This window comes from Kitasatospora sp. NPDC127035 (assembly GCF_042726075.1).
Taxonomy (GTDB): Bacteria; Actinomycetota; Actinomycetes; order Streptomycetales; family Streptomycetaceae; genus Kitasatospora.
The window spans coordinates 150,688-170,172 of the sequence record NZ_JBHXDN010000004.1; the positions used below are offsets into that span (position 1 = coordinate 150,688).

Here is a 19,485-nt window from a genome sequence, read left to right on the forward strand (position 1 = left end):
ACCTCCCCGTGCGGCCGGTGCGTTGGGCGGACGTGGTGATGGTGACCGTGGTGATCGTCCTCGTGGCGCCGGTGACCGGGCTGGTCGCGCTGGTGTGGGCCGGCCAGGCGGCGCGTCGGGCCCGGCTGACCGGGCGGGCGGCCGGACCTGCGAGGTCCGGCGGCGCCGTCGTGCCGGGGATGACGGCGTTCGAGGAACTGCACGCCCTGTTCAGTGCGGGCAAGCGCGTCCAGGTCGAGCAGCGTCAGGCCCGGCTCGTCCTGCGTGACGACGACCGGGCCGGCGCCCCGCCCCGGACGGGTGTCGACCTGGACGCGGGCACCGCGGTCCTCCGACGAGGGCAGGACCGGGGACGGGGGACGGGGGAGGGCGGTGTCACCACGTCGCCTCCCGGTAGTCCTTGAGGAAGGTGCCCGAGACCGGGGAGCCGGCCTCGCCGCGCACGATCGGGTCGTAGACGCGGGCGGCGCCGTCGACGATGTCGAGCGGGGTGCGGAAGCCGTCGGCGGCGAGCCTGGTCTTCTTCGGGGCCGGGTTCTCGTCGGTGATCCAGCCGGTGTCGACGGCGCACATGTGCACGCCCCGGGCGGCGAGTTCCTCGGCGCTGGTGCGGGTGAGCATGTTGAGCGCGGCCTTGGCCATGTTGGTGTGGGGGTGCCCGCCGGTCTTGTTGCGGACGGCGAACCGGCCCTCGACCGCCGTGACGTTGACGATGTAGCGGCGCGGGTGGGGTGAGGCGAGCAGCAGCGGAAGCAGCCGGTCGCAGAGCAGGGCCGGGGCGAGGGCGTTCACCAGCTGGGTCTCCAGCAGCTCGGCCGGATCGAGCGAACCGAGCCGGGCCGACCAGGAGTTGGCCGGTGCGAGGTCGGGCAGCAGCCCGGCCTCGTCGGTCGGGTCGGCCCGCTCCGGCAGTACGGCGGGGGCCGGTGATCCGCCCGGGAGGGCGAGGCCGGTGGTCGGCCAGGCCGGGGTGAGCGCGGGCATCGGCCGGAATCCGGGCGCGTGCACCACGGCGCGGGCGTCGGCGGCGGCCAGTGCGGACCGCTCGCCCGCGGCGAGCCGGGCGTACGACTCCGGCGGGCGCCGCAGGGTCTGCGCGGCGTTGTTGACCAGGATGTCCAACGGGGCGCCCTCGGAGCGCAGCCGGTCGGTGAGGCCGAGGACCTGGCGGGGGTCGCGCAGGTCGATGCCGACCACGGTGAGCCGGTCCCACCACTCCTCGCTGCCCTCCGCCGCGCGGAAGCGGCGCACGGTGTCGTGCGGGAACCGGCTGGTGACCACCAGCCGGGCGCCGTCGCGCAGCATCATCAGCGCCAGCTGGTGGCCGATCTTCACCCGGCCGCCGGTCAGCAGCGCACGGCGGCCGTGCAGATCGGTGGAGAGGGCGCGGCGGGCGGTGTTGTCGGCGGCGCAGGAGCGGCAGAGCATGTGGTAGAAGGCGTCCACCTCGCGGTAGTGCTGCTTGCAGACGTAGCAGCGGCGCCCGCCCCGGAGCCGGCCGCCGGACCCGGCGGTGGGCCCCCCGGCGGGCCCCGTGTCGGGCCCCGGGGCGAGCGCGGCGTCCTCGCGGCGGTCGCGCGCGCCGGTGGCGGTGGCGGCGAGCAGTTCGGCGTCGGCGGCGCGGGCCTCGGCGCGCAGGGCCTGGCGGCGGCGCTTGCGGCTCTCGCGGACGAAGGACTCCAACTGGCGCTCGGCGTGCTGCCTGGTCCGGTGGTCGGTGGGCAGGGCCCGCAGGCGGCCGAGGGTGCGGCTGAACGCGGCCAGATCCTCGGGGGAGACCTCGTCGGTGGTCGTGTCGTCGTCGCTCCGGACCGCCATGTCCGCCCCCCTTGTGCTGCTGCCGAGTGGTCCCGCGAGGCGGTCCCGGCCGGAGGCGAACCGGCGTGTCCGCCGTGAGGGAGCGGCGCGCCTGCCTCTGCGCGGCTCCCGGGCCGTGGGAGGACTGTAGCGGGAGGCTCGGGAACGCACGATCGAATATCCGGGGAGGGGGGCGGGAGGTCCCGGACGTGCCGGTGCCGGTGGTTCCCGCCCGGAGGAGGGGGGGAACCACCGGCACCCGGGTGCGCGTCGGAGCGCCGGCGGGTCAGCCGGCGTAGGGGGCGAGGATCTTCGCGAACTCGTACGGCTGCTGCGGGATGTTGGTGCACTTGAACAGACCGCCGGTGCAGGCGTTCGCGTCCCGGGTGGCGTCCCAGAAGGACAGCATGCCGAGGTGGTGCTGCCGGGCGAAGGCGACCAGCTGCCGGGCGTCCGCCTGGTCGTAGACCTGGTGGTCGTCGTTCTCGCCGATCATCGGCGTGACCCCGACCGTGGCCCACAGCTGGGCGTCGCTCTTCGCCGGGTACAGGACCTTGAGCTGTCCGTACAGCGACTGCGCGGCCTGCACGGCGGCGTCGCCGTAGTCGGTGCCGGCCCGGTAGTAGTCCATCGCCATGATGTTGACGACGTCGACGTTCACACCGGCGTCCCGGGCCGAGCGGACGATGGCGACGCCCTCGGCGGTCAGACCCTCGGGCAGCACCGGCAGGGTGAACGAGACCCTCAGCCCGGGGTGGGCCTTCTGCAGCCGGGCCAGTGCGGCGGACCGGCGCTCGTTGGCTGCGGTGTCGGCGATCGCGGCGCCCTCGATGTCGAAGTCGACGTGGCGCAGGCCGTAGGCGTTCACCACGGCCTCGTACTCGGCGAACAGGGAGTCCACCGTGGTGCAGGCCGCGGCGAGTTCGGTGCCGCCGGCGCCGCCGAAGGAGACCTTGACGTCGCCGCCGGCCGCGCGGAGCGCGTCGACCTGCTCCTTGGCCCAGCCGGTGCGCGGGTCGTAGGCGTTGAACCAGCTGGCCCTGCAGCCGACTCCGGTGACGAAGCCCATGGTGAAGGACTTGAGGTTGCCGGCCGCGGCCATCGCGGGCAGCGACGGCGTGGGCCAGGCGCCCATGTCGATGTACGGGGCCACCGGGAGAGCCACGCCCGGCGCCGGGGTGGTCGGGCCGGTCGGGTTCGGCGTGGTCGGCGGGGTGCTGGTGGGCGGTGCGGTGGTCGGCGGTGCGGTGGTGGGCGGCGGGGTGCTGGGGGTGCCGCCGGGCCCGGAGAGCGTGACGTCGTCGGCCAGGTAGGCGCCCTGCCCGTACCACCCGTGCAGGTAGACGGTGACGCCGGTGGTGGCCGGCCCGGTGGTGAAGGTGGTGGAGAGCTGGTGCCAGCCGCTCCCGCCGGGCGTCCAGACGGCGGGGTCGGTGACGCCGTTGCCGGTCGCGCCGAGGTACACGTACTGGCCCTGGACCCAGGCGCTCAGCGTGTACTTGGTGCCGGGCTGCACCGCGACGGTCTGGCCGCACTGCGCGGTGTCGCTGCTCCCGGCGGCCCCCCGGAGCGCGTACGAGCCGCCGTGGGCGCCGGAGCCGGTCACGCTGCCGGTGGTGCCGGAGCAGCTCCACGGGCCGAGCGTGCCGCTCTCGAACCCGGCGTTGCCGAGCAGGTTCCCGTCCGCCGCACCGGCGTTCCCGGCGATGGTGGCGAGCCCGCCGGCGGCGAGGGCGACGGCGCCGGCGAGGCCGAGGAGTTTGGTCCGGGTGGACGGTCGGCGGTGTCGGGCGGGGGCGTCGTGGGGCGCGCGTGGCATGGGGGTGCCTCTCGGGGACGGGGCCGCCGCCCGTCGCGCGAGGGGGAGGTGGCGCGACGGGCGGCGGTGGAGAAGGTGGTCCGGTGGGGGAGTTGCGCGGTGCTGCCCAACAAACTGGACTAGACCTCCTGGGCACGTCAAGAACCTCCGATGCATCGGAGGCGGGTCGCAGCCGGGCTTACGTGGACCTTAAGGTTCCGGCATGACCGGAGACATGACGAGGAATCTGCGCATCTGCTTCATCGGGGACTCCTTCACCCAGGGCGTCGGCGACCCGGAGTTCCGTGGCTGGGTGGGCCGGGTGATGGCGGCCACCTGGGCCGACCTGGCCGGGAGCGCGGCGGGCGGGGTCGGTTCGGCGGGCGGGGTCGGCGCGGAGGAGGGCGGGGGCGCCCGGTCCGCCGGCGTGACCGTGTTCAACCTGGGCGTCCGGCGGAACACCTCGGCCGACGTGCTGGCCCGCTGCTGGACCGAGACGGGGGTGCGCGCACTGCCGGGGGCGGACAACCGGCTGGTGCTGTCGGTGGGCGCCAACGACACGACGATCGAGGACGGCCGCCCCCGGGTCGAGCCGGAGCAGTGCCTGGCGAACGTCGCCGACCTCCTCGACGGTGCCCGCGAACGCGGCTTCGCGGCCCTCGTGGTGGGACCGCCCCCGGTGGCCGACGGCGGCGAGGAGCGGCTGGCCCGGCAGCTGGAGCTGTCCGAGGGGATCGCCGCCCTCTGCGGCGCCCGCGGAGTGCCGTTCGTCGACGTGACGCGCGCACTGGCCGAGGATCCGCTCTGGGTCGCGGAGGCCCTCGCCGGGGACGGCGCGCACCCGGGCGCGGGCGGGTACGGGCGGCTGGCGGAGCTGGTGCTGCGGGGAGGGTTCCGCGAGTGGCTGGCGGACGGCCGGGTGCGACACGCCGCGGTGGCCGGCCGGGCTTGACCTAGAGCGCACTCGAAGGGACAGGCTGTTCACCGGTGAGCCACCCGGTGCCGCTTCCGGGCCGCCGGGAGCCGAACCACCCGCCGTTGACCCACGAAGGAGAACCGTCATGCGCAATGCCACGCTCGGCAGCGAGGGCCCCGAGGTCGGAGTGATCGGCCTCGGTTGCATGGGGATGACCTGGGCCTACGACCCGCAGAGCCGCGACGACGAGACTTCGATCGGCGTGATCCGGCAGGCCCTGGACCTCGGCGTCACGCTGATCGACACGGCCGACATCTACGGCCCGTACAGCAACGAGGAGGTGGTCGGCGCAGCCCTGGCCGGCCCCCACCGGGAGCGTGCGGTGCTGGCGACCAAGGTGGGACTGGTGCCCGGCAGCGGCACCGAGCGGGTGGTCCGCAACGGCCGGCCCGAGCACGTCCGGCAGGCGATCGACGCGAGCCTGCGCCGGCTCGGCACCGACCACGTCGACCTGTACCAGCTGCACCGGGTGGACCCGGAGGTGCCGATCGAGGAGACCTGGGGCGCGCTGGCCGAGGCGGTCGAGGCCGGCAAGGCCCGCCGGATCGGGCTCTCCGAGGTGGGTGTCGAGGAGATCAAGCGGGCGCAGGCGGTGCACCCCGTGGCGTCCGTGCAGTCCGAACTGTCGCTCTGGACCCGGGACGCGCTGGCCGAGGTGCTGCCGTACACCGAGGCGGAGGGCATCGCCTTCCTGCCGTTCTCGCCGCTCGGCCGGGGCTTCCTGACCGGCAGCATCTCGTCCTTCGACGAGCTGCCGGCGGACGACTTCCGCCGCTCGCTGCCGCGCTTCCAGCAGGACGCCCTGAAGGCGAACCTGGCGCTGGTGGAGAGGGTCGGGGCGGTCGCGGAGCGGGTCGGCGGGACGTCCGCCCAGGTGGCGCTGGCGTGGGTGCTGGCGCAGGGGCGGTACGTGCTGCCGATCCCGGGCACCAGGACGCCGCGCTACCTGGTCGACAACGCGGCGGCGGCCGAGCTGGTGCTCTCGGCGGCCGACCTCGCCGAGCTGGACGCGCTGCCGGCGCCGACCGGCGGGCGGTACTGAACCGCCCCGCCCGGTGGCCGCGCCCGGCCCGGCGGCGACGGCCCCGCCCGGCCGCGCTCAGTGCCCCTTGACCCAGACCATCTTCCGCCCGGTCTCGCCCGGTGCCCGCAGCGCGGCGCCGGTGACCCGGTCGAGCCGGTAGCCGAGCCTGCGCGGCACGGCGGCGCTGGCGGTGTTGGCCTCGTCGCAGTGGATCTCGATCCGCCCGATGCCGGGCAGGGCCAGCGCCGCCTCCGTCACGGCCCCGGCCGCGGTGGTGGCGATGCCCCGCCCGAGGTGGTCGGCGCTCAGCCAGTAGCCGAGTTCCAGCGCGCCCGGGCCGATCCGCCCGTGCAGGCCGAACGAGCCGATCACCCGCCCGGGTTCGGCGTCCAGGCCGACCAGGTAGATGAAGTCGGTGCCGGCGTCCCAGGCCGCGGAGCCGGCCACGGCGAGTTCGGCGGTCTGGGCGGGGGTGGGTGCCTCGGCGGCCCACTCCAGCCAGGGCCGCAGGTGTTCCAGGTTGGCCCGGACTGCGGCGTTGAGCGCGGGTGCGTGGGCGGGGGACCGGCGGTGCAGCGTGATGCCCCCGGCCGGCCGCAGGAGTTCCGGCGGCCGGCCGGGGGTGACCGCCCCGGGGGCGGTGCGCGGAGTCCCGGGCCTGGGCACGTCCCCGCACGGTTGTGGCATGACGTGGCTCATGACAGCGATTATGGCGACGTCCTGTACCTGTCACCACCGGCCGTCGCCGCGCGGCGGCACCGCCCGGGGGCGCGTCAGAGGCGCACCAGCACCTCGTCGAGCTCCTTGCGCTGCAGATCCGGCACGCGCGCCCCCTCGGCGGGGTAACCGACCGGGATCACGTAGGCGGCCCGTTCCTCCAGGGGCCGTTCGCACACCTCGTTGAGGAACTTCATCGGGCTCGGGGTGTGGGTGAGAGTGGCCAGGCCCGCCTGGTGCAGCGAGGCGAGCAGCAGGCCGACCGCGATCCCCACCGACTCCTTGGTGTAGTACGGGCGTGGCGAGTTGGGGCCCTTGTGCACCTCGAAGACGACGATCACGGCCGGGGCGTCCTCCAGGAACGGCTTCTCCCAGTCGGTGCCGATCGGCGCCAGTGCGGCCAGCCACTCCGGGGAGGCCCGGTGGGCGTAGAACTCGCGCTCCTCCGCCTCGGCGGCCTCGCGCAGCCGCCGCTTGCGCTCCGGGTCGGTGATCACCACGAACCGCCACGGCTGGACGTGCGCGCCGCTCGGCGCGGTGTTGGCGGTACGGATCGCCCACTCGACCACGTCGTCCGGGATCGGACGGGTCGAGTAGTCGCGGACGGTCCGGCGCTGCGCCATCACGTCGTGGAAGGACCTGCTCCGTGCCCCGGCCTCGTGGGCGGGCACCGTCATCGGGCGGAGCGGGACGCTCGGGTACGGCGTCCCGGCTGCCACAGTGCTGTCAACCATGGGCGACAGCACAGCACATGACGACCGGCCGGGGAAGGGGTCAGGTTCGGACCACATCCCCGGGCCGGTCGCGCGGACCGGTGCTCGCGCCCGGACGGCCGGGCGCCTCAGCTCTCCTGCACGCGGCCCCCGCCGACCTCGATCCGCCGGTTCACCGAGACGGTGTCCAGCATCCGGCGGTCGTGCGTGACCAGCAGCAGCGTGCCGGTGTAGGAGGCCAGCGCCGACTCCAACTGCTCGATGGCGGCCAGGTCCAGGTGGTTGGTGGGCTCGTCCAGCACCAGCAGGTTCACCCCGCGCGCCTGGAGCAGCGCGAGCGCGGCCCGGGTCCGCTCACCCGGGGAGAGGGTGCCGGCGGGGCGCCTCACGTGCACCGCCTTCAGGCCGAACTTGGCCAGCAGGGTGCGCACCTCCTCCGGCGACAACTCCGGTACGGCGGCGGCGAACGCGTCGGACAGCGGCTCCCCGCCGAGGAACAGCCCGCGTGCCTGGTCCACCTCGCCGACCACCACGCCGGAGCCCAGGGCGGCGCTGCCGGAGTCGAGTTCGAGGCGTCCGAGCAGTGCGGCCAGCAGGGTGGACTTGCCGGCGCCGTTGGCGCCGGTGATGGCGACCCGGTCGGCCCAGTCGATCTGGAGGTCCACCGGGCCGAGGACGAAGTCCCCGCGCCGGACGGTGGCCCCGCGCAGGGTGGCGACCACGGAACCGGAGCGCGGCGCGGTGGCGATCTCCATCCGCAGCTCCCACTCCTTGCGGGGCTCGTCGACCACGTCCAGCCGCTCGATCATCCGCTGGGTCTGCCGCGCCTTGGACGCCTGCTTCTCGGTGGACTCGGTCCGCATCGCGCGGCCGATCTTGTCGTTGTCGGAGGACTTGCGGCGGGCGTTGCGCACGCCGTGCTCCATCCAGCCGCGCTGCATCCGGGCCCGGGCCTCCAGACCGGCCTTGGTGTCGGCGTACTCCTCGTACTCGTCACGGGCGTGCCGACGGGCCGTCGCGCGCTCCTCCAGGTACGCGTCGTAGCCGCCGCCGTACAGGTTGACCTGCTGCTGGTGCAGGTCCAGCTCCAGCACCCTGGTCACCGTGCGGGCCAGGAACTCGCGGTCGTGGCTGATCAGCACGGTGCCCGCGCGCAGACCCTTGACGAAGGACTCCAGCCGCTCCAGGCCCTCCAGGTCGAGGTCGTTGGTGGGCTCGTCGAGCAGGAAGACGTCGTAGCGGGAGAGCAGCAGCGAGGCGAGACCGGCCCGGGCGGCCTGGCCGCCGGAGAGCGCGGTCATCGGCAGGTCGAGGGAGACCTTCAGCCCGAGCGAGTCGGCGACCTCCTCCGCCCGCTCCTCCAGGTCGGCGCCGCCCAGCTCCAGCCAGCGGTCCAGGCTCGACGCGTAGGCGTCGTCGGCGCCCGCCACGCCGTCCACCAGGCCCTGGGTGGCCTCGTCCAGCTCGGCCTGCGCGGCGGCGACCCCGGTCCGGCGGGCCAGGAAGTCGCGGACCGACTCGCCCGGGCGGCGCTCCGGTTCCTGGGGGAGGTGGCCGATGTTGGCGGAGGCCGGGCTGAGGCGCAGCGAGCCGCCCTCGGGGGTGTCCAGGCCGGCCAGCAGGCGGAGCAGGGTCGACTTCCCTGCCCCGTTGACGCCGACCAGACCGATCACGTCGCCGGGGGCGACGACCAGGTCCAGGCCGGAGAAGAGGGTGCGCTCGCCGTGGCCGGCGGCGAGGTCCTTGACGACGAGTGTGGCGCTCATGATGGACCCGATTCTAGGCGGGCCGCGGGGCCCGGTGCGGGGGAGGCCGGGGACCGCCGGCCGGGGGCGCGTGCGAGGGGTGCGGGGGAACTGCCGTCCGGGACCGTCGGGAACGCCGCCGGGGCCGCAGCGGAGGTGCTGCGGCCCCGGCGGGGGCGGGCTCAGAACGTGCCCGAGGTCACTTGCTCTTCTTGGAGAAGTAGTCCAGCGCGTGCTGGGCCACGTCGTCCAGGTACGGGCCGGCCTCCCAGGTGTTGTCGGACCCGCCGATGGAGGTGTCCGAGACCAGCACCTGCTTGCCGTCCTTGGTGGTGAACCAGCCGCCGCCGCTGTCGCCGCCGGTGCCGTTGCAGCCGGTCATCAGCATCGTCGGGCGGGCCGGGTCCATCGAGCGGCGGGCCGGCTTCCCGCTGTCGCAGTGCTCCAGCTCCATGCCGTCGAAGGGCTTGCCGGCCGGGTAGCCGTAGCTGCTCACGGCGGTGATCTGGTCACGCGGGGCGTTGAACCAGATCGGCACCGAGCCGCCGACGACCTCCTCCAGGGACCTGCCGCTGCCGTCCGGGTTGGCCACCCGGAGGATGCCGAAGTCGTACTGGCTCCACGGGCCGCCGTTCTCCGGGTCCGCCTCGCCCGCCCACTGCGGGGCGATCACGCCCGCGACCGCGCCCCACTCGCCGTACGGCTCGGCCTGCGCGAGGGAACCCTGCTTGCCGCCGCTCAGCGCACCGGTGCTGTTGAACGCCGGGGCGAAGGTGATGTTGGTGTGGTACTTGCCGCCCTTGCCGCCGTGCAGGCAGTGGCTCGCCGTCCACACCAGGTTGCTCCGGCCGGGGTTGGCCGGGTCGGAGACCACGGTGCCGGAGCAGACGTACTCCTCGCTGCCCTTCTGGAAGAACAGCTTGCCGTTCACGTGGTACTGCTTCGCGAACGGGTGCGGGACGGGCTTCTCCTCGATCAGCTTCGGCTGCGGGTCGTTGCCGCCGTCCCCCGGGGGCTGCGTGGTCGGCTGGGCCGGCCGGCTGGGCTGGGCCGTGGGCTGCGCGGGCGGCTGGGTGGGCGCCGCGCCGGTGGGCTGGGCGGCCGTCGGCTGCGCGGTGGGCTGCCCGCCCGGGCCCGGCTTGTAGGGCTTGGCCTTCAGGATCTTCTGCAGGTCCCAGTAGCCCTTGACGGCCGGGGTGATCACGTTCTGCTGGGCCCACTTGTCCCAGTCGTCGAAGTTCCACTTCTTCAGCTCGTCGACGCTGGGCAGCTTGAGCGGCGCCGCACCCGGCTTGTCGGTGGTTCCGGCGGTGGCCGCGGCGGTCGGCGCCGCGACCGGGTCGGTGTTCTCCGGGCCGCACGCGGTCGCGACGACCACGGTCAGTGCGACGACGGAGGCGCCCAGCGCGGCGCGCGTCGCCCGGGATATCGGTGACATGTGTTCAGTTCCCCCTGTGGATGCACGCCACGGCGCCGCGCGGCCCGGAAGCCCGCGGGTGTGGCGGTTGTGGCAGGGGAGGAGTCTGCCACGCGGTGCGGACCGGTCCCGGTCCCCGGAGCGGTCCGGGGCGCGGCTGTCACCGGATCGGCACGCGATCGGCACGGAACGCCCAACGGAACACTGAACGGAACGCCCGACGGAACGCCGGGGCGGGCGGCAGGGCAGAGCAGGGCAGAGCAGGGCAGAGCAGGGCAGAGCAGGGCAGAGCAGGGCAGAGCAGGGCAGAGCAGGGCAGGGCAGGGCAGAGCTGGTGGCAGGGGGGCGGGGCGGCCTGCGGATCGGTGGGCGAGCGGTGGATCCCCACGTCGGCGCCCGGTCGGCGGGACCGTCGGGGGAAAACCGGTTGCACGGCCCTGCGCGCCTTCGTAGCTTGGTCCCCGTCAGCCGCCAGAACAGGAGAAGGCCGTTGCTCTACTGAGGTCCCGAGACACCGCCCCCGCCGCGCCGCAGCCATGTCGCTGCCCGCGGTCCGTGAGTGTGCGAGTGCCCGACCTCAGTGGTGAGCCGACCCGGCGTCCCCCGTCCTGCTGACGACCCCGGTCGCCCGTTCCCGGCCCACCCCTTCCGGCCTCCGCCTCCCCCCGCGGTGTCTCCCGTGTTGCCCTGCGACCCCGAGTCGCCCCGCGACCGCACCGCCGTTCCGCGACGCCGCCGTTCCACGGCCGCGTCCCCGCCGGACGGCCGTCGGGCCGCTCCACGACCACGGCCGGTGACCGGCCACGTCCGGCAATGCCCGGGAGGCTTCCATGGCACAACCCACCACCTCGCTCCTCTGCACCGACCTCTCCTTCGAGTGGCCGGACGGCAGGCCCGTCCTCGACGGCTTCCACCTCGCGGTCGGCCCCGGGCGCACCGGACTGATCGGGCTCAACGGCGCCGGGAAGTCCACCCTGCTGCGGCTGCTGGCCGGTGAACTCACCCCCGCCTCCGGCACCGTCAAGGCGGCCGGGGAGATCGGCTACCTGCCGCAGGGCCTCACCCTGGACACCGCCCTGCGGGTCGACGAGGCGCTCGGCGTCCGGGCCGTCCGCGAGGCCCTGCACGCCGTCGAGGCCGGCTCCACCGACCAGCGCCACTTCGACGCGGTCGGCGACGACTGGGACGTCGAGGAGCGCGCCCGCGCCCTCCTCGACCGGCTCGGCCTGCACCGGCTCGACCTGGACCGCACCACCGGCGAACTCTCCGGCGGGGAAGCGGTGCTGATGCGCCTCGCCGCCCTGCTGCTGCGCCGTCCCGACGTCCTGCTGCTCGACGAGCCGACCAACAACCTCGACCGGGCCGCCCGCGAGCGGCTCTACGAGACGGTGGCCGGCTGGGGCGGCGTGATGGTGATCGTCAGCCACGACCGCGAGCTGCTCCAACACGTCGACCAGATCGCCGAACTGAGGGACGGGCAGGTATCGTGGTACGGCGGCAACTTCGCCGAGTACGAGCGCACCGTCGCCGCCCAGCAGGAGACGGCCGAGCGGCTCCTGCGCAGCGCCGAGGCCGACGTCGAGCGCCAGAAGCGGGACCTCACCGAGGCGCGGACCAAGCTGGATCGCAGCGCGAGCTACGGCAGGAAGCGCTCGGTCACCCGCAACGATCCGCACATCTTCGCCGGGAAGCTCAAGCGCCAGGGCCAGGAGACCGCCGGCCGCCTCCAGGGCATGCACACCGAGCGACTGGAGGAGGCGAGGCGCCGGCTCACCACCGCCGAGGAGGCGGTCCGGGACGACGCCGAGATCCGGATCGACCTGCCCCGTACCGCCGTTCCGGCGGGCCGCACCGTCCTCACCCTGGACAAGGTCCGACTGCCCTACGGCGCCACCGCCGACCTCGACCTGCGCGGACCGGAGCGGATCGCCCTGGTCGGCCGCAACGGATCCGGCAAGACCACCCTGCTGCGCACCATCGCCGGTGAACTCGCCCCGCTGCAGGGCGAGGTGACCACACCGGTGCCGCTGCGCCACCTCCCGCAGCGGCTCGACCTGCTGGACGACGGCCTGACGGTCGCGGGGAACGTCAAGCTGTTCGCGCCCGGTGCCGGGGACAACGCGATCAGGGCCCGGCTCGCCCGCTTCCTGTTCCGCGGCGGCCGGGCCGACCAGCTCGCCGCCACGCTCTCCGGCGGCGAGCGGTTCCGCGCGACGCTGGCGGCGCTGCTGCTGGCCGACCCGCCGCCGCAGCTGCTGCTGCTCGACGAGCCGACCAACAACCTCGACCTGGCCAGTGTCCGCCAGCTCACCCAGGCGCTCGCCGCCTACCGGGGCGCCCTGGTCGTGGCCAGCCACGACCTGCCGTTCCTGCGCGGCCTCGGGATCACCCGCTGGCTGGAGCTGGACGGCGAGCTGAGGAGGGTGGAGCCGATGTGACGATCGGTGTCTCGGCCCGGTCGGCGCGGGTCGGCGCCCGGGCCGAGACGCCGGTGCACCGAGACACCGGTGCGCCGGGGTGGTGGCGCGCCGGGGTGGTGGACCCGCAGGGTGGCGGGTCCACCACCTACTCCGCGCGGGGAGCACCGCCGAGGACGCGTCGGGCGGTGGTCAGGGCGGAGTCCCGTCCCAGGCTCAGCTCCTCGTCGGTGAAGACCGGGGTCGCGATGTCCGGCGGGATGCCCGGGCCGTCGAAGGTGGTGCCGGCACGGGTGAGGAACTTCTCGTTCGGCAGGACGGCCGTGAACGCGTCCGAGACGGGCTTGAACATGATGTCGGAGAAGACGCCCTGGGTGTTCTCGCCGATCCGGACCGCCGCCGGGCGCCGTTCCATCAGCGCCTGGGTGAACGTCTCGCCCGCGCTCACCGTCGAACCGGCGGTGAGCAGGGCCACCGGGCCGGTGAACCGCGTCGCGGCGGCCGGCCGGACCGGGACGTGCTGCGGGGCGGTGAAGCGGGTCGGGTCGGCCGGGTCGTTCCGGGCGACCTTGCGGTAGGCGAGGTACGGCCGGTCGGTCAGCCGGGCGGCGATCCGCAGCCCGAGCTCGTCCGAGCCGCCACCGTTCAGCCGGAGGTCGATCACCAGACCGTGCAGCTGCCCGGGGCGGGCCAGGAGCGTGTCCAGGGCCCGGTCCAGCTCGGCGGCGTGGGCCGGGTACCCGCCGTCGTCGACGTACCCGTCGAAGGCGCTCACCCGCAGGTAGCCGATCCCGCCGGGCAGCTCGCCGACGCCCAGCGCTCCCCGGCCGAACGTCCGCTCCGGGGCGATCAGTTGGGCGGCGACGGCCTTCGCCGCCAGTTCCTGCACCTCGTCGGTGGGCTCCCGGGTGCCCGGCCGCTGACCGGCGAAGACAGCACCGAGCCCCCCGTCGGCCCGCTTGCGGGCCAGCGCGGTGTGGGCGTCCCCGAGCGGCCGGAGCATGTCGACGAAGATCTGCTGGAGATCGTCGTCGGTGGTCTGCGCGGTGATCCGTGCCCGCTGGGTGGCTCCGACGGCGTGCCAGTCGATGCCCTTGGCGGCGAAGAACGGGTAGTTCTCCTCGAAGGTCGCCCAGAACCGGTCGAAGGCCGAGAAAGGGTCCTGCGGCGCTGGCCGGCGGCAGAGCGCCGGCAGGCCGCCCGGCAGCCGGGCCAGGTCCTTGGTCGCGCTGGCCCCGTCGTCCTTGTACACGGCCCGGTTGCGGCCGTCGGGGGTGACCGTCAGCTCGCCGTAGGCCTTGCCGGGCGAGCCGAACCTGACGGCCCCGCCGGGCCCCGGGGGGCCGACCTGCTCGGCCCTCACCCGGCCGGGGGTGCAACTGATCCGGGTCACGTCGTAGGTGGTGAGCGCGGTTCCGGTGAACTCGACGATCGTCCCGTAGCCGTCCACCTGCCAGGCGCCCGCCAGCCGGCCGACGCCCGGCCGCCTCGCGTCGTCCGCCGCGGCGGGTGCGGCCCGGGCCGCACCGACCGCCCCCGCGGTCACCGCGAGCGCCACTGCCGCGACTCCCGCCGTCCTGGCCGCGGCGCGGGGTCGGGTGCGCCGCTCGGTCGTCCTGGCCGGGGTGTTCCTGTGCCTCATCGTCCGTCTCCGGTTGCTCGGGTGGTGCCTCTGTCGTGCCGGGTCCTGCGTGCCGCGGCCTCCGCCGCCGAGGGCCCGCAGGCGTTCGTGCTGCGTGCAGTGGGCTGCGGTGCGTGCCGGGGCGGGTGGGCTGCGGCGGTGGGTGCGGTGCTACCCGGCCGGACCGGCGAGGATCCGCCGGGCCTCGGTGAGCGCCGAGTCGCGGCGGCCGTCCGGTTCCTCCGCCCGCGCCCGCTCCCGAGGCCGGCGCCGTCGCCGCGGCCCCCGCCCCCCGTGCGGCGTCGCCGAACCCGCCACCCCTGAAACCCGGACCGGACCCCGCCCCCAGGTCCGGGCCTCCCCCGCGGAACCCCTCCGCCGCCCACGACCGACGGTACGGATCCGGCGCACGTCCGCACGTCCACCCGCAGGGCGGTCCCCACCGGGACCCCAGAGGTACACCGCCTCAGCCCCGCCTCCGCCCGGAGGCGTACGGCCGTGAATCCCGCGGACGAGCCCCGCCCGTCGGTCGGCGGGGCTGCCGGCCACCGCGGCCCCGGTGCCGTCCGCGCGGTGCCGGTCCGGTACCCAACTCCCGTACGCTCCAGTACCATCGGCGCCATGCCAGCGCTCAACATCGAGTACACGGAGCACGAGCTCGCCGCCATCCGCGAGGCGGCGGCCGCCGACGGGAAGAGCGTCAAGGCGTACGTGCACGACCTCAGCGTGCGGGAGCAGCAGCGGCGGGTGTTCGTCGACCACGCGGTGGCGTTCTGGAACGCGCACCGGGAGGAGTTCGACGAGGCGTTCCCGGAGGACGCGCCGGCGGCGTGAGCGTGCGTAGGGGCGCGGGCCGGGCGGCCGGGGCGGGCGGGGCGGGAAGGGTGCCGCGATGATGCTGCTGCGCGTCGATCTGCGCTGGCTGCTCGACATCCAGGAGCAGGCCTCGCCCGAGGACCTGAGCGTGCGCGACTACTCGGCGCTGCAGGCGGCCGTCGCGCGGCACCGGGTGAACACCGCGCAGCTCGGCCACGACGCCGATCCGGCCTGGTGCGCGGCCACGTTGATGCACACCATCGTGCTGCTGAGGCCGCTGCCGGTGCGCAACAACCTCTACGCCTGCATGACCACGGCCGCGTACATGCACGCGGCCGGGGAGGGCATCGACCCGCCGTACGGCGCGCTGGTGGAGCTGGCGCGGGACATCGGCGAGGGGCGGGCGGACGTGTTCGCGGCGGCCGACCGGGTCCGCTCCTGGAGGATCTGAGCGGGGTCCGGGCCGGCCGCCGCGAGGACGGGACGGGTGTGGGGGCGGGGGAGCGGCGCGGTCAGGCCTCGGAAGGGAGGGCGGTCCGGCGGAGCTTGCCGGCGACCAGGGTGCCCAGCCGGTCCAGCCCCACCACGACGGCACCCAGGACGACGAACTCGACCGTCAGCAGCGCGATCTGACCCCAGACGTAGCCGTACCCCTCGGTCGTCGGGTCGAAGAAGAAGTAGGGGTACGGCATCGGGTAGTTGGAGAACAGCGCGTTGCGGGCCAGCACGATCCCCGCGTAGCCGAGCGGGAACGCCAGCCAGAGCGGGATGTCCCGCCAGGAGGAAGCGTTGCGCGGCCGGAGCACCAGCCAGTCGGCGATGACCAGCACCGGCGTGACGTAGTGCAGGAAGAACGACGACCAGTGCTGGAGCTTGTCCGGCCCGTCGAAGAGCCCGGGCAGCGGGTTGGCGCCGTGCTCCAGCAGGACGTGCGAGACCAGGCCGGTGATCAGGATGTACAGCGTGGCGGCGCCGCGCAGGCGGGGCGCGGGGGCGTCGACGGTGCCGCGCTTGACCATCCAGTAGACGGCGCCGATGAAGTAGCCGAGCACGATCACGTTGCTCTGGATGGTGAAGTACACCAGCGGCGCGGTCTGGAGGGTCAGGCCGAGGCCTGCCGAGAGCACGATGCCGAGGCGCCACCAGAGCGCCGGGCTGGTCCGGACTGACATACGGTCACCAGTTCGTTTCAGGCGATACGGGAGGTATCGGACGGTCGGGAGGCGAAGGCCGCACTCTACCCGCCGGTAGGCCCGGGGTGGAAGAAACGTCCCGCTCGCCGGCCCGCCCGCCCCGGTGGCTCAGCCCGGCAGGACGAAGCCCGACTCGTACGCCGCGATCACCGCCTGGGTGCGGTCCCGGGCGCCCAGCTTGGCGAGCACGCTGCCGACGTGCGTCTTGACCGTCTCCTGGCTGACGACGAGCTTCGCGGCGATCTCGCCGTTGTTGAGCCCGGCCGCCATCAGCCGCAGCACCTGGCCCTCCCGCTCGGTGAGCCGCCCGATCGGTCCGCGGTCCCGCTCCGTGGGCTTGTCGGCCGAGCCGTACCGGAGGGCCAGCTCGCGCACGGCCGCCGGGAAGAGCAGCGAGTCGCCGCGCGCGATCAGCCGCACCGCCTGCACCATCTCCTCCGCGCGGGCCCGCTTCAGCAGGAACCCGGCGGCGCCCGCCCGCAGCGCGTCGTAGACGTGGTCGTCGTGTTCGAAGGTGGTGACGACCAGGATCCTGGGCGGGTCGGCCATGCCGCCGACCAGCTGCTCGGTGGCCCGGATGCCGTCGATGCCGGGCATCCGGACGTCCATCAGCACCACGTCCGGGCGCAGTCGGCGCACCAGCGGCACGACCTCGGCGCCGTCGGCGGCCTCGCCGACCACGGTGAGGTCCGGCTCGGCGTCGATCACCACCCGCAGGCCCGTCCGGACCAGCCGCTCGTCGTCGGCGATCACCACCCGGACGGTGCCGCCCGCCGGATCGCCGGTGCCCCCGGTGCCCTCGGTGACTGCGGTGTTCACGGCGCCTCCGGTGCTCGCAACGTTCATCGCTCTCCTCCTGCCGGCAGCCAGACGGCCAGCCGCCACGTCGTCCCGTCGTCCGCGGGCCCGGCCTCGCAGCCGCCGCGCAGCGCCGCCGCCCGCTCGCCGATCCCGCGCAGCCCGCGCCCGCCGCCGGGGCGGCTGGGCCGGGCCGGGCCGACCGGGTTGGTCAGTTCGATCTCCAGCCGCCCGCCGACCGGTCCGACCCGCAGCCGTGCGGGCGCGGGGCCGGCGTGCCGGAGCACGTTGGTGAGGCCCTCCTGGACGATCCGGTACGCCTCGCGGGAGAACGCGGCCGGCAGCCGGTCCAGGCCGGGGGACAGCTCGGCGTCGACCGTCAGCCCGGTGCGGGCCAGCTGGCGCAGCAGGTCGTCCAGCCCGGCGAGCGTGGGCCCGGCGGGCCCGGCCTCCGCACTGTCCTCCTCCCGCAGCAGGCCCAGGACGGCGTCCAGTTCGGCGACCGCGCCGCGCGCGGTCTCCTCGATGGCCGCCAGCGCCTCGGCGGCGAAGTCCGGGTCGGTCCGCAGGACCCGGGCGGCAGCCGAGGCCTGGATGCCCACAGCGCTGAGCGCGTGCCCGACCGAGTCGTGCAGCTCGCGGGCCAGCCGGTTGCGCTGGGCGAGGACGGTGGCGCGCCGTTCGGCGGCGGCCACGCGTTCGTCCGGGGTCGGGCCGAGCAGGACGGGCGCCCAGCGGGCGAGCAGCGCGCCGAGGCCCGCGCTGGTGGAGACGATCAGGGCGAGCAGTGCGAGGCCCGTCAGCGGGCCGGGCAGCCAGCCGGGGAAGCCGCGGTCCTCCCAGAACTGGACCAGCTCCTCCAGCCCGGTGGGGGAGAACAGCAGCACCATCGCGAACGGTGCCCCGGCCAGCGTCATGCCGCTGACGACGCCGCCGAACAGCACGTGCAGGACGTACCAGGCGGCGGTCCGCCGCCGGGCCGCCCAGGACCGGGCCGGGCCGGTGACCACCTCGTCCGGGCGGGCCGGCGTGCAGAGCGCCCGCGCGGCGGCGCCCTCCAGGGCCCGGGCGATCGGCACCAGCGCGGTGACGGCGGCCATCGGGAGCGACAGGCCCAGGGCGGCGAAGTGGAGCAGGAGCTGGCGCAGCGGGCCGTTGCGCTGGTCGAGGCTGCCCAGGACGACGGCCGAGAGCATCCAGTACGGCATCAGCAGCGCGCCGCCCAGGACCAGGTGCACCCAGCGCAGCCGGGCCCGCCGCCCGAACAGCGCACCCGCCGCCCGCCGTACCGCCGCGCCCCTGCCGGCGCCCGTCCCCGGTCGCTTCCCCGCGCCCGCGTCCGCGTCCGTCCCCGTGCTCGCCCCCGTGATCACTGCGCAGACTCTACGTCAGCAGTACGGGAGCGGCCGAGGTCCGGCGCCTTCCGGGCGGCCCCCCGGAGCGCCGCCGCGCGTTCGACCAGGGCGATCGCGCCGACCGTCAGCACCAGCAGGCCGGTCACCACCTGCGCCGACTCCACCAGCGGGAGCAGCCCGGGCACGGCCCGGCCGAGCCCGGCCACCTCGGTGGTCGTTCCGAACGCCACCAGCTGCCACGACCCCCAGCCGAAGATCGACCCGGCCGCCGTCCAGGCCACCGCCAGTGGCACCCGCAGCCGCCACCCGGGCCGGATCCGGAACACCAGGAGGAGCAGCGCGACCGCCGCCGCTACGGCCGCCGCGGCGGTCACCCCGTCCATCACCGCGACGCCCCGGCTGTGCTGCTCCCGCCACTCCAGCGGCAGCCCGGCGTGCCCGCCGAAGGCCCAGTAGAGGCGGGCCGAGGCCACCCCGGCGGCGAGCGGCGCGGCCACGCAGGCGAACGTCCGCTGGACGGTGAGGGTGGGGGAGCGGGGCAGGTCGCCGATCCGGTCGTGCAGCAGCCCGGCCCAGCGCTGCCGCGCGTACAGCAGGAACCCGGTGATCAGGGCCAGGCCCTGGACGGCGAACCCGCCGTACACCACGGGGAAGATCCAGCCGCTCGGCCCGTCGTCGGCACCGGCCGCGGGCTCCTCGGGGCCGAGCACCACGGTGGTGAGCAGGAAGAGCGGCAGCGCCACCAGGATCGTGCCGAGCAGCCCGGTGGCCACCCACATCGGGAAGGCCAGCAGCCCGGCCGGGGCCCGCCGGCCCCACGGCCGGACGAAGGACAGCGCGAGCACCACGGCGATCGCGTCCATGCCGAAGGTGAGCAGGTTGACCAGCCACAGGTCGTCCATGGCGTCGGCGTCACCGGCCCCGACCGGGTGGCCGGTGAGCCAGAGCAGTTTGAGGGCGAGGTACGGCAGGGTCGCGGCGACGGCCACCACGGCCGCCGCGGCGCGTACCCGGCCGACGGGCGGCGCGGCGGGGGCCGGGGCCGGACGGAGCGCGGTCGTCGAGGTCATGCGGCCACGCTCCCGCGCGGGGGACCGC

Annotated in this window: 17 protein-coding genes; 6 read left to right on the top strand and 11 right to left on the bottom strand. The window is 75.0% G+C overall.

The window, feature by feature from the left end:
- The first annotated feature begins 8 nt into the window (after nucleotides 1–8).
- Nucleotides 9–404: a DUF6191 domain-containing protein gene (locus ACFWIC_RS03750; protein WP_380515519.1), complete on the top strand. Its 396-nt coding sequence runs from the start codon at nucleotides 9–11 to the stop codon at nucleotides 402–404.
- On the opposite strand, the gene ACFWIC_RS03755 is transcribed toward ACFWIC_RS03750, so the two are convergent.
- Complete coding sequence (locus tag ACFWIC_RS03755) at nucleotides 376–1,818, bottom strand: SDR family NAD(P)-dependent oxidoreductase (RefSeq protein ID WP_380515522.1); 1,443 nt, start codon at nucleotides 1,816–1,818, stop codon at nucleotides 376–378. The two genes, ACFWIC_RS03750 and ACFWIC_RS03755, sit on opposite strands and share 29 nt — an antisense overlap.
- 265 nt (nucleotides 1,819–2,083) lie before the next feature.
- Nucleotides 2,084–3,616 carry a carbohydrate binding domain-containing protein gene (locus ACFWIC_RS03760; RefSeq protein WP_329948096.1) on the bottom strand — a complete coding sequence of 511 codons (1,533 nt, stop codon included), beginning with the start codon at nucleotides 3,614–3,616 and terminating at the stop codon, nucleotides 2,084–2,086.
- A 202-nt stretch (nucleotides 3,617–3,818) separates the two neighbouring features.
- On the opposite strand from ACFWIC_RS03760, the gene ACFWIC_RS03765 reads away from it, so the two are divergent.
- Nucleotides 3,819–4,547 (top strand): GDSL-type esterase/lipase family protein, encoded by a 729-nt coding sequence (locus tag ACFWIC_RS03765; RefSeq protein WP_380515525.1) that lies wholly within the window; start codon nucleotides 3,819–3,821, stop codon nucleotides 4,545–4,547.
- Nucleotides 4,548–4,656: 109 nt separating this feature from the next.
- On the top strand, nucleotides 4,657–5,613 hold the full coding sequence (locus ACFWIC_RS03770) for an aldo/keto reductase (RefSeq protein WP_380515527.1): 957 nt from the start codon (nucleotides 4,657–4,659) through the stop codon (nucleotides 5,611–5,613).
- 57 nt (nucleotides 5,614–5,670) lie between these two features.
- On the opposite strand, the gene ACFWIC_RS03775 is transcribed toward ACFWIC_RS03770, so the two are convergent.
- From ACFWIC_RS03775 to ACFWIC_RS03790, 4 genes are all read right to left on the bottom strand, one after another.
- Entirely contained in the window at nucleotides 5,671–6,294 is a 624-nt protein-coding gene (locus ACFWIC_RS03775) for a GNAT family N-acetyltransferase (protein ID WP_329879383.1), read from the bottom strand.
- Between the two features lie 74 nt (nucleotides 6,295–6,368).
- The gene (locus ACFWIC_RS03780) at nucleotides 6,369–7,046 is read right to left on the bottom strand and encodes a nitroreductase family protein (RefSeq protein ID WP_329879382.1); all 678 of its coding nucleotides are present in this window, start codon (nucleotides 7,044–7,046) and stop codon (nucleotides 6,369–6,371) included.
- Between the two features lie 107 nt (nucleotides 7,047–7,153).
- Nucleotides 7,154–8,791, bottom strand: coding sequence for an ABC-F family ATP-binding cassette domain-containing protein (locus tag ACFWIC_RS03785; protein ID WP_329948093.1), 1,638 nt, complete (start codon nucleotides 8,789–8,791; stop codon nucleotides 7,154–7,156).
- 178 nt (nucleotides 8,792–8,969) lie between these two features.
- Nucleotides 8,970–10,208 (bottom strand): hypothetical protein, encoded by a 1,239-nt coding sequence (locus tag ACFWIC_RS03790; RefSeq protein WP_380515531.1) that lies wholly within the window; start codon nucleotides 10,206–10,208, stop codon nucleotides 8,970–8,972.
- A gap of 809 nt (nucleotides 10,209–11,017) precedes the next feature.
- Between ACFWIC_RS03790 and ACFWIC_RS03795 the strand changes: the two genes are divergently transcribed.
- Nucleotides 11,018–12,625 (top strand): ABC-F family ATP-binding cassette domain-containing protein, encoded by a 1,608-nt coding sequence (locus ACFWIC_RS03795; protein ID WP_329948091.1) that lies wholly within the window; start codon nucleotides 11,018–11,020, stop codon nucleotides 12,623–12,625.
- A gap of 127 nt (nucleotides 12,626–12,752) precedes the next feature.
- Here ACFWIC_RS03795 and ACFWIC_RS03800 read toward each other — a convergent pair whose 3' ends face one another.
- Complete coding sequence (locus ACFWIC_RS03800; RefSeq protein WP_355401816.1) at nucleotides 12,753–14,246, bottom strand: S41 family peptidase; 1,494 nt, start codon at nucleotides 14,244–14,246, stop codon at nucleotides 12,753–12,755.
- A gap of 600 nt (nucleotides 14,247–14,846) precedes the next feature.
- Here ACFWIC_RS03800 and ACFWIC_RS03805 point away from each other — a divergent pair.
- Entirely contained in the window at nucleotides 14,847–15,059 is a 213-nt protein-coding gene (locus tag ACFWIC_RS03805) for a hypothetical protein (protein ID WP_329879377.1), read from the top strand.
- 61 nt (nucleotides 15,060–15,120) lie between these two features.
- On the top strand, nucleotides 15,121–15,492 hold the full coding sequence (locus ACFWIC_RS03810; protein ID WP_329948123.1) for a toxin Doc: 372 nt from the start codon (nucleotides 15,121–15,123) through the stop codon (nucleotides 15,490–15,492).
- A 61-nt stretch (nucleotides 15,493–15,553) separates the two neighbouring features.
- On the opposite strand, the gene ACFWIC_RS03815 is transcribed toward ACFWIC_RS03810, so the two are convergent.
- The 4 genes from ACFWIC_RS03815 to ACFWIC_RS03830 form a co-directional block, all read right to left on the bottom strand.
- Nucleotides 15,554–16,213: a Pr6Pr family membrane protein gene (locus ACFWIC_RS03815; RefSeq protein WP_329879376.1), complete on the bottom strand. Its 660-nt coding sequence runs from the start codon at nucleotides 16,211–16,213 to the stop codon at nucleotides 15,554–15,556.
- Between the two features lie 129 nt (nucleotides 16,214–16,342).
- Nucleotides 16,343–17,080 (bottom strand): response regulator, encoded by a 738-nt coding sequence (locus ACFWIC_RS03820; RefSeq protein WP_380362670.1) that lies wholly within the window; start codon nucleotides 17,078–17,080, stop codon nucleotides 16,343–16,345.
- On the bottom strand, nucleotides 17,077–18,405 hold the full coding sequence (locus tag ACFWIC_RS03825; protein ID WP_380515535.1) for a sensor histidine kinase: 1,329 nt from the start codon (nucleotides 18,403–18,405) through the stop codon (nucleotides 17,077–17,079). Before ACFWIC_RS03825 ends, ACFWIC_RS03820 begins: the two co-directional genes overlap by 4 nt.
- Nucleotides 18,402–19,457 (bottom strand): hypothetical protein, encoded by a 1,056-nt coding sequence (locus ACFWIC_RS03830; protein ID WP_380515537.1) that lies wholly within the window; start codon nucleotides 19,455–19,457, stop codon nucleotides 18,402–18,404. The genes ACFWIC_RS03825 and ACFWIC_RS03830 overlap by 4 nt, the downstream gene beginning before the upstream one ends.
- Nucleotides 19,458–19,485 lie beyond the last annotated feature (28 nt).

Excerpts from the sequence above, each read along its gene's own strand:
- ACFWIC_RS03830 (WP_380515537.1), bottom strand. The coding sequence starts at position 19,457 with ATGACCTCGACGACCGCGCTCCGTCCGGCCCCGGCCCCCGCCGCGCCG.
- ACFWIC_RS03785 (WP_329948093.1), bottom strand. The coding sequence starts at position 8,791 with ATGAGCGCCACACTCGTCGTCAAGGACCTCGCCGCCGGCCACGGCGAG.
- ACFWIC_RS03800 (WP_355401816.1), bottom strand. The coding sequence starts at position 14,246 with ATGAGGCACAGGAACACCCCGGCCAGGACGACCGAGCGGCGCACCCGA.
- ACFWIC_RS03770 (WP_380515527.1), top strand. The coding sequence starts at position 4,657 with ATGCGCAATGCCACGCTCGGCAGCGAGGGCCCCGAGGTCGGAGTGATC.
- ACFWIC_RS03765 (WP_380515525.1), top strand. The coding sequence starts at position 3,819 with ATGACCGGAGACATGACGAGGAATCTGCGCATCTGCTTCATCGGGGAC.
- ACFWIC_RS03780 (WP_329879382.1), bottom strand. The coding sequence starts at position 7,046 with ATGGTTGACAGCACTGTGGCAGCCGGGACGCCGTACCCGAGCGTCCCG.
- ACFWIC_RS03815 (WP_329879376.1), bottom strand. The coding sequence starts at position 16,213 with ATGTCAGTCCGGACCAGCCCGGCGCTCTGGTGGCGCCTCGGCATCGTG.
- ACFWIC_RS03810 (WP_329948123.1), top strand. The coding sequence starts at position 15,121 with ATGCTGCTGCGCGTCGATCTGCGCTGGCTGCTCGACATCCAGGAGCAG.
- ACFWIC_RS03790 (WP_380515531.1), bottom strand. The coding sequence starts at position 10,208 with ATGTCACCGATATCCCGGGCGACGCGCGCCGCGCTGGGCGCCTCCGTC.
- ACFWIC_RS03755 (WP_380515522.1), bottom strand. The coding sequence starts at position 1,818 with ATGGCGGTCCGGAGCGACGACGACACGACCACCGACGAGGTCTCCCCC.
- ACFWIC_RS03775 (WP_329879383.1), bottom strand. The coding sequence starts at position 6,294 with ATGAGCCACGTCATGCCACAACCGTGCGGGGACGTGCCCAGGCCCGGG.
- ACFWIC_RS03820 (WP_380362670.1), bottom strand. The coding sequence starts at position 17,080 with ATGAACGTTGCGAGCACCGGAGGCGCCGTGAACACCGCAGTCACCGAG.
- ACFWIC_RS03795 (WP_329948091.1), top strand. The coding sequence starts at position 11,018 with ATGGCACAACCCACCACCTCGCTCCTCTGCACCGACCTCTCCTTCGAG.
- ACFWIC_RS03805 (WP_329879377.1), top strand. The coding sequence starts at position 14,847 with ATGCCAGCGCTCAACATCGAGTACACGGAGCACGAGCTCGCCGCCATC.
- ACFWIC_RS03760 (WP_329948096.1), bottom strand. The coding sequence starts at position 3,616 with ATGCCACGCGCGCCCCACGACGCCCCCGCCCGACACCGCCGACCGTCC.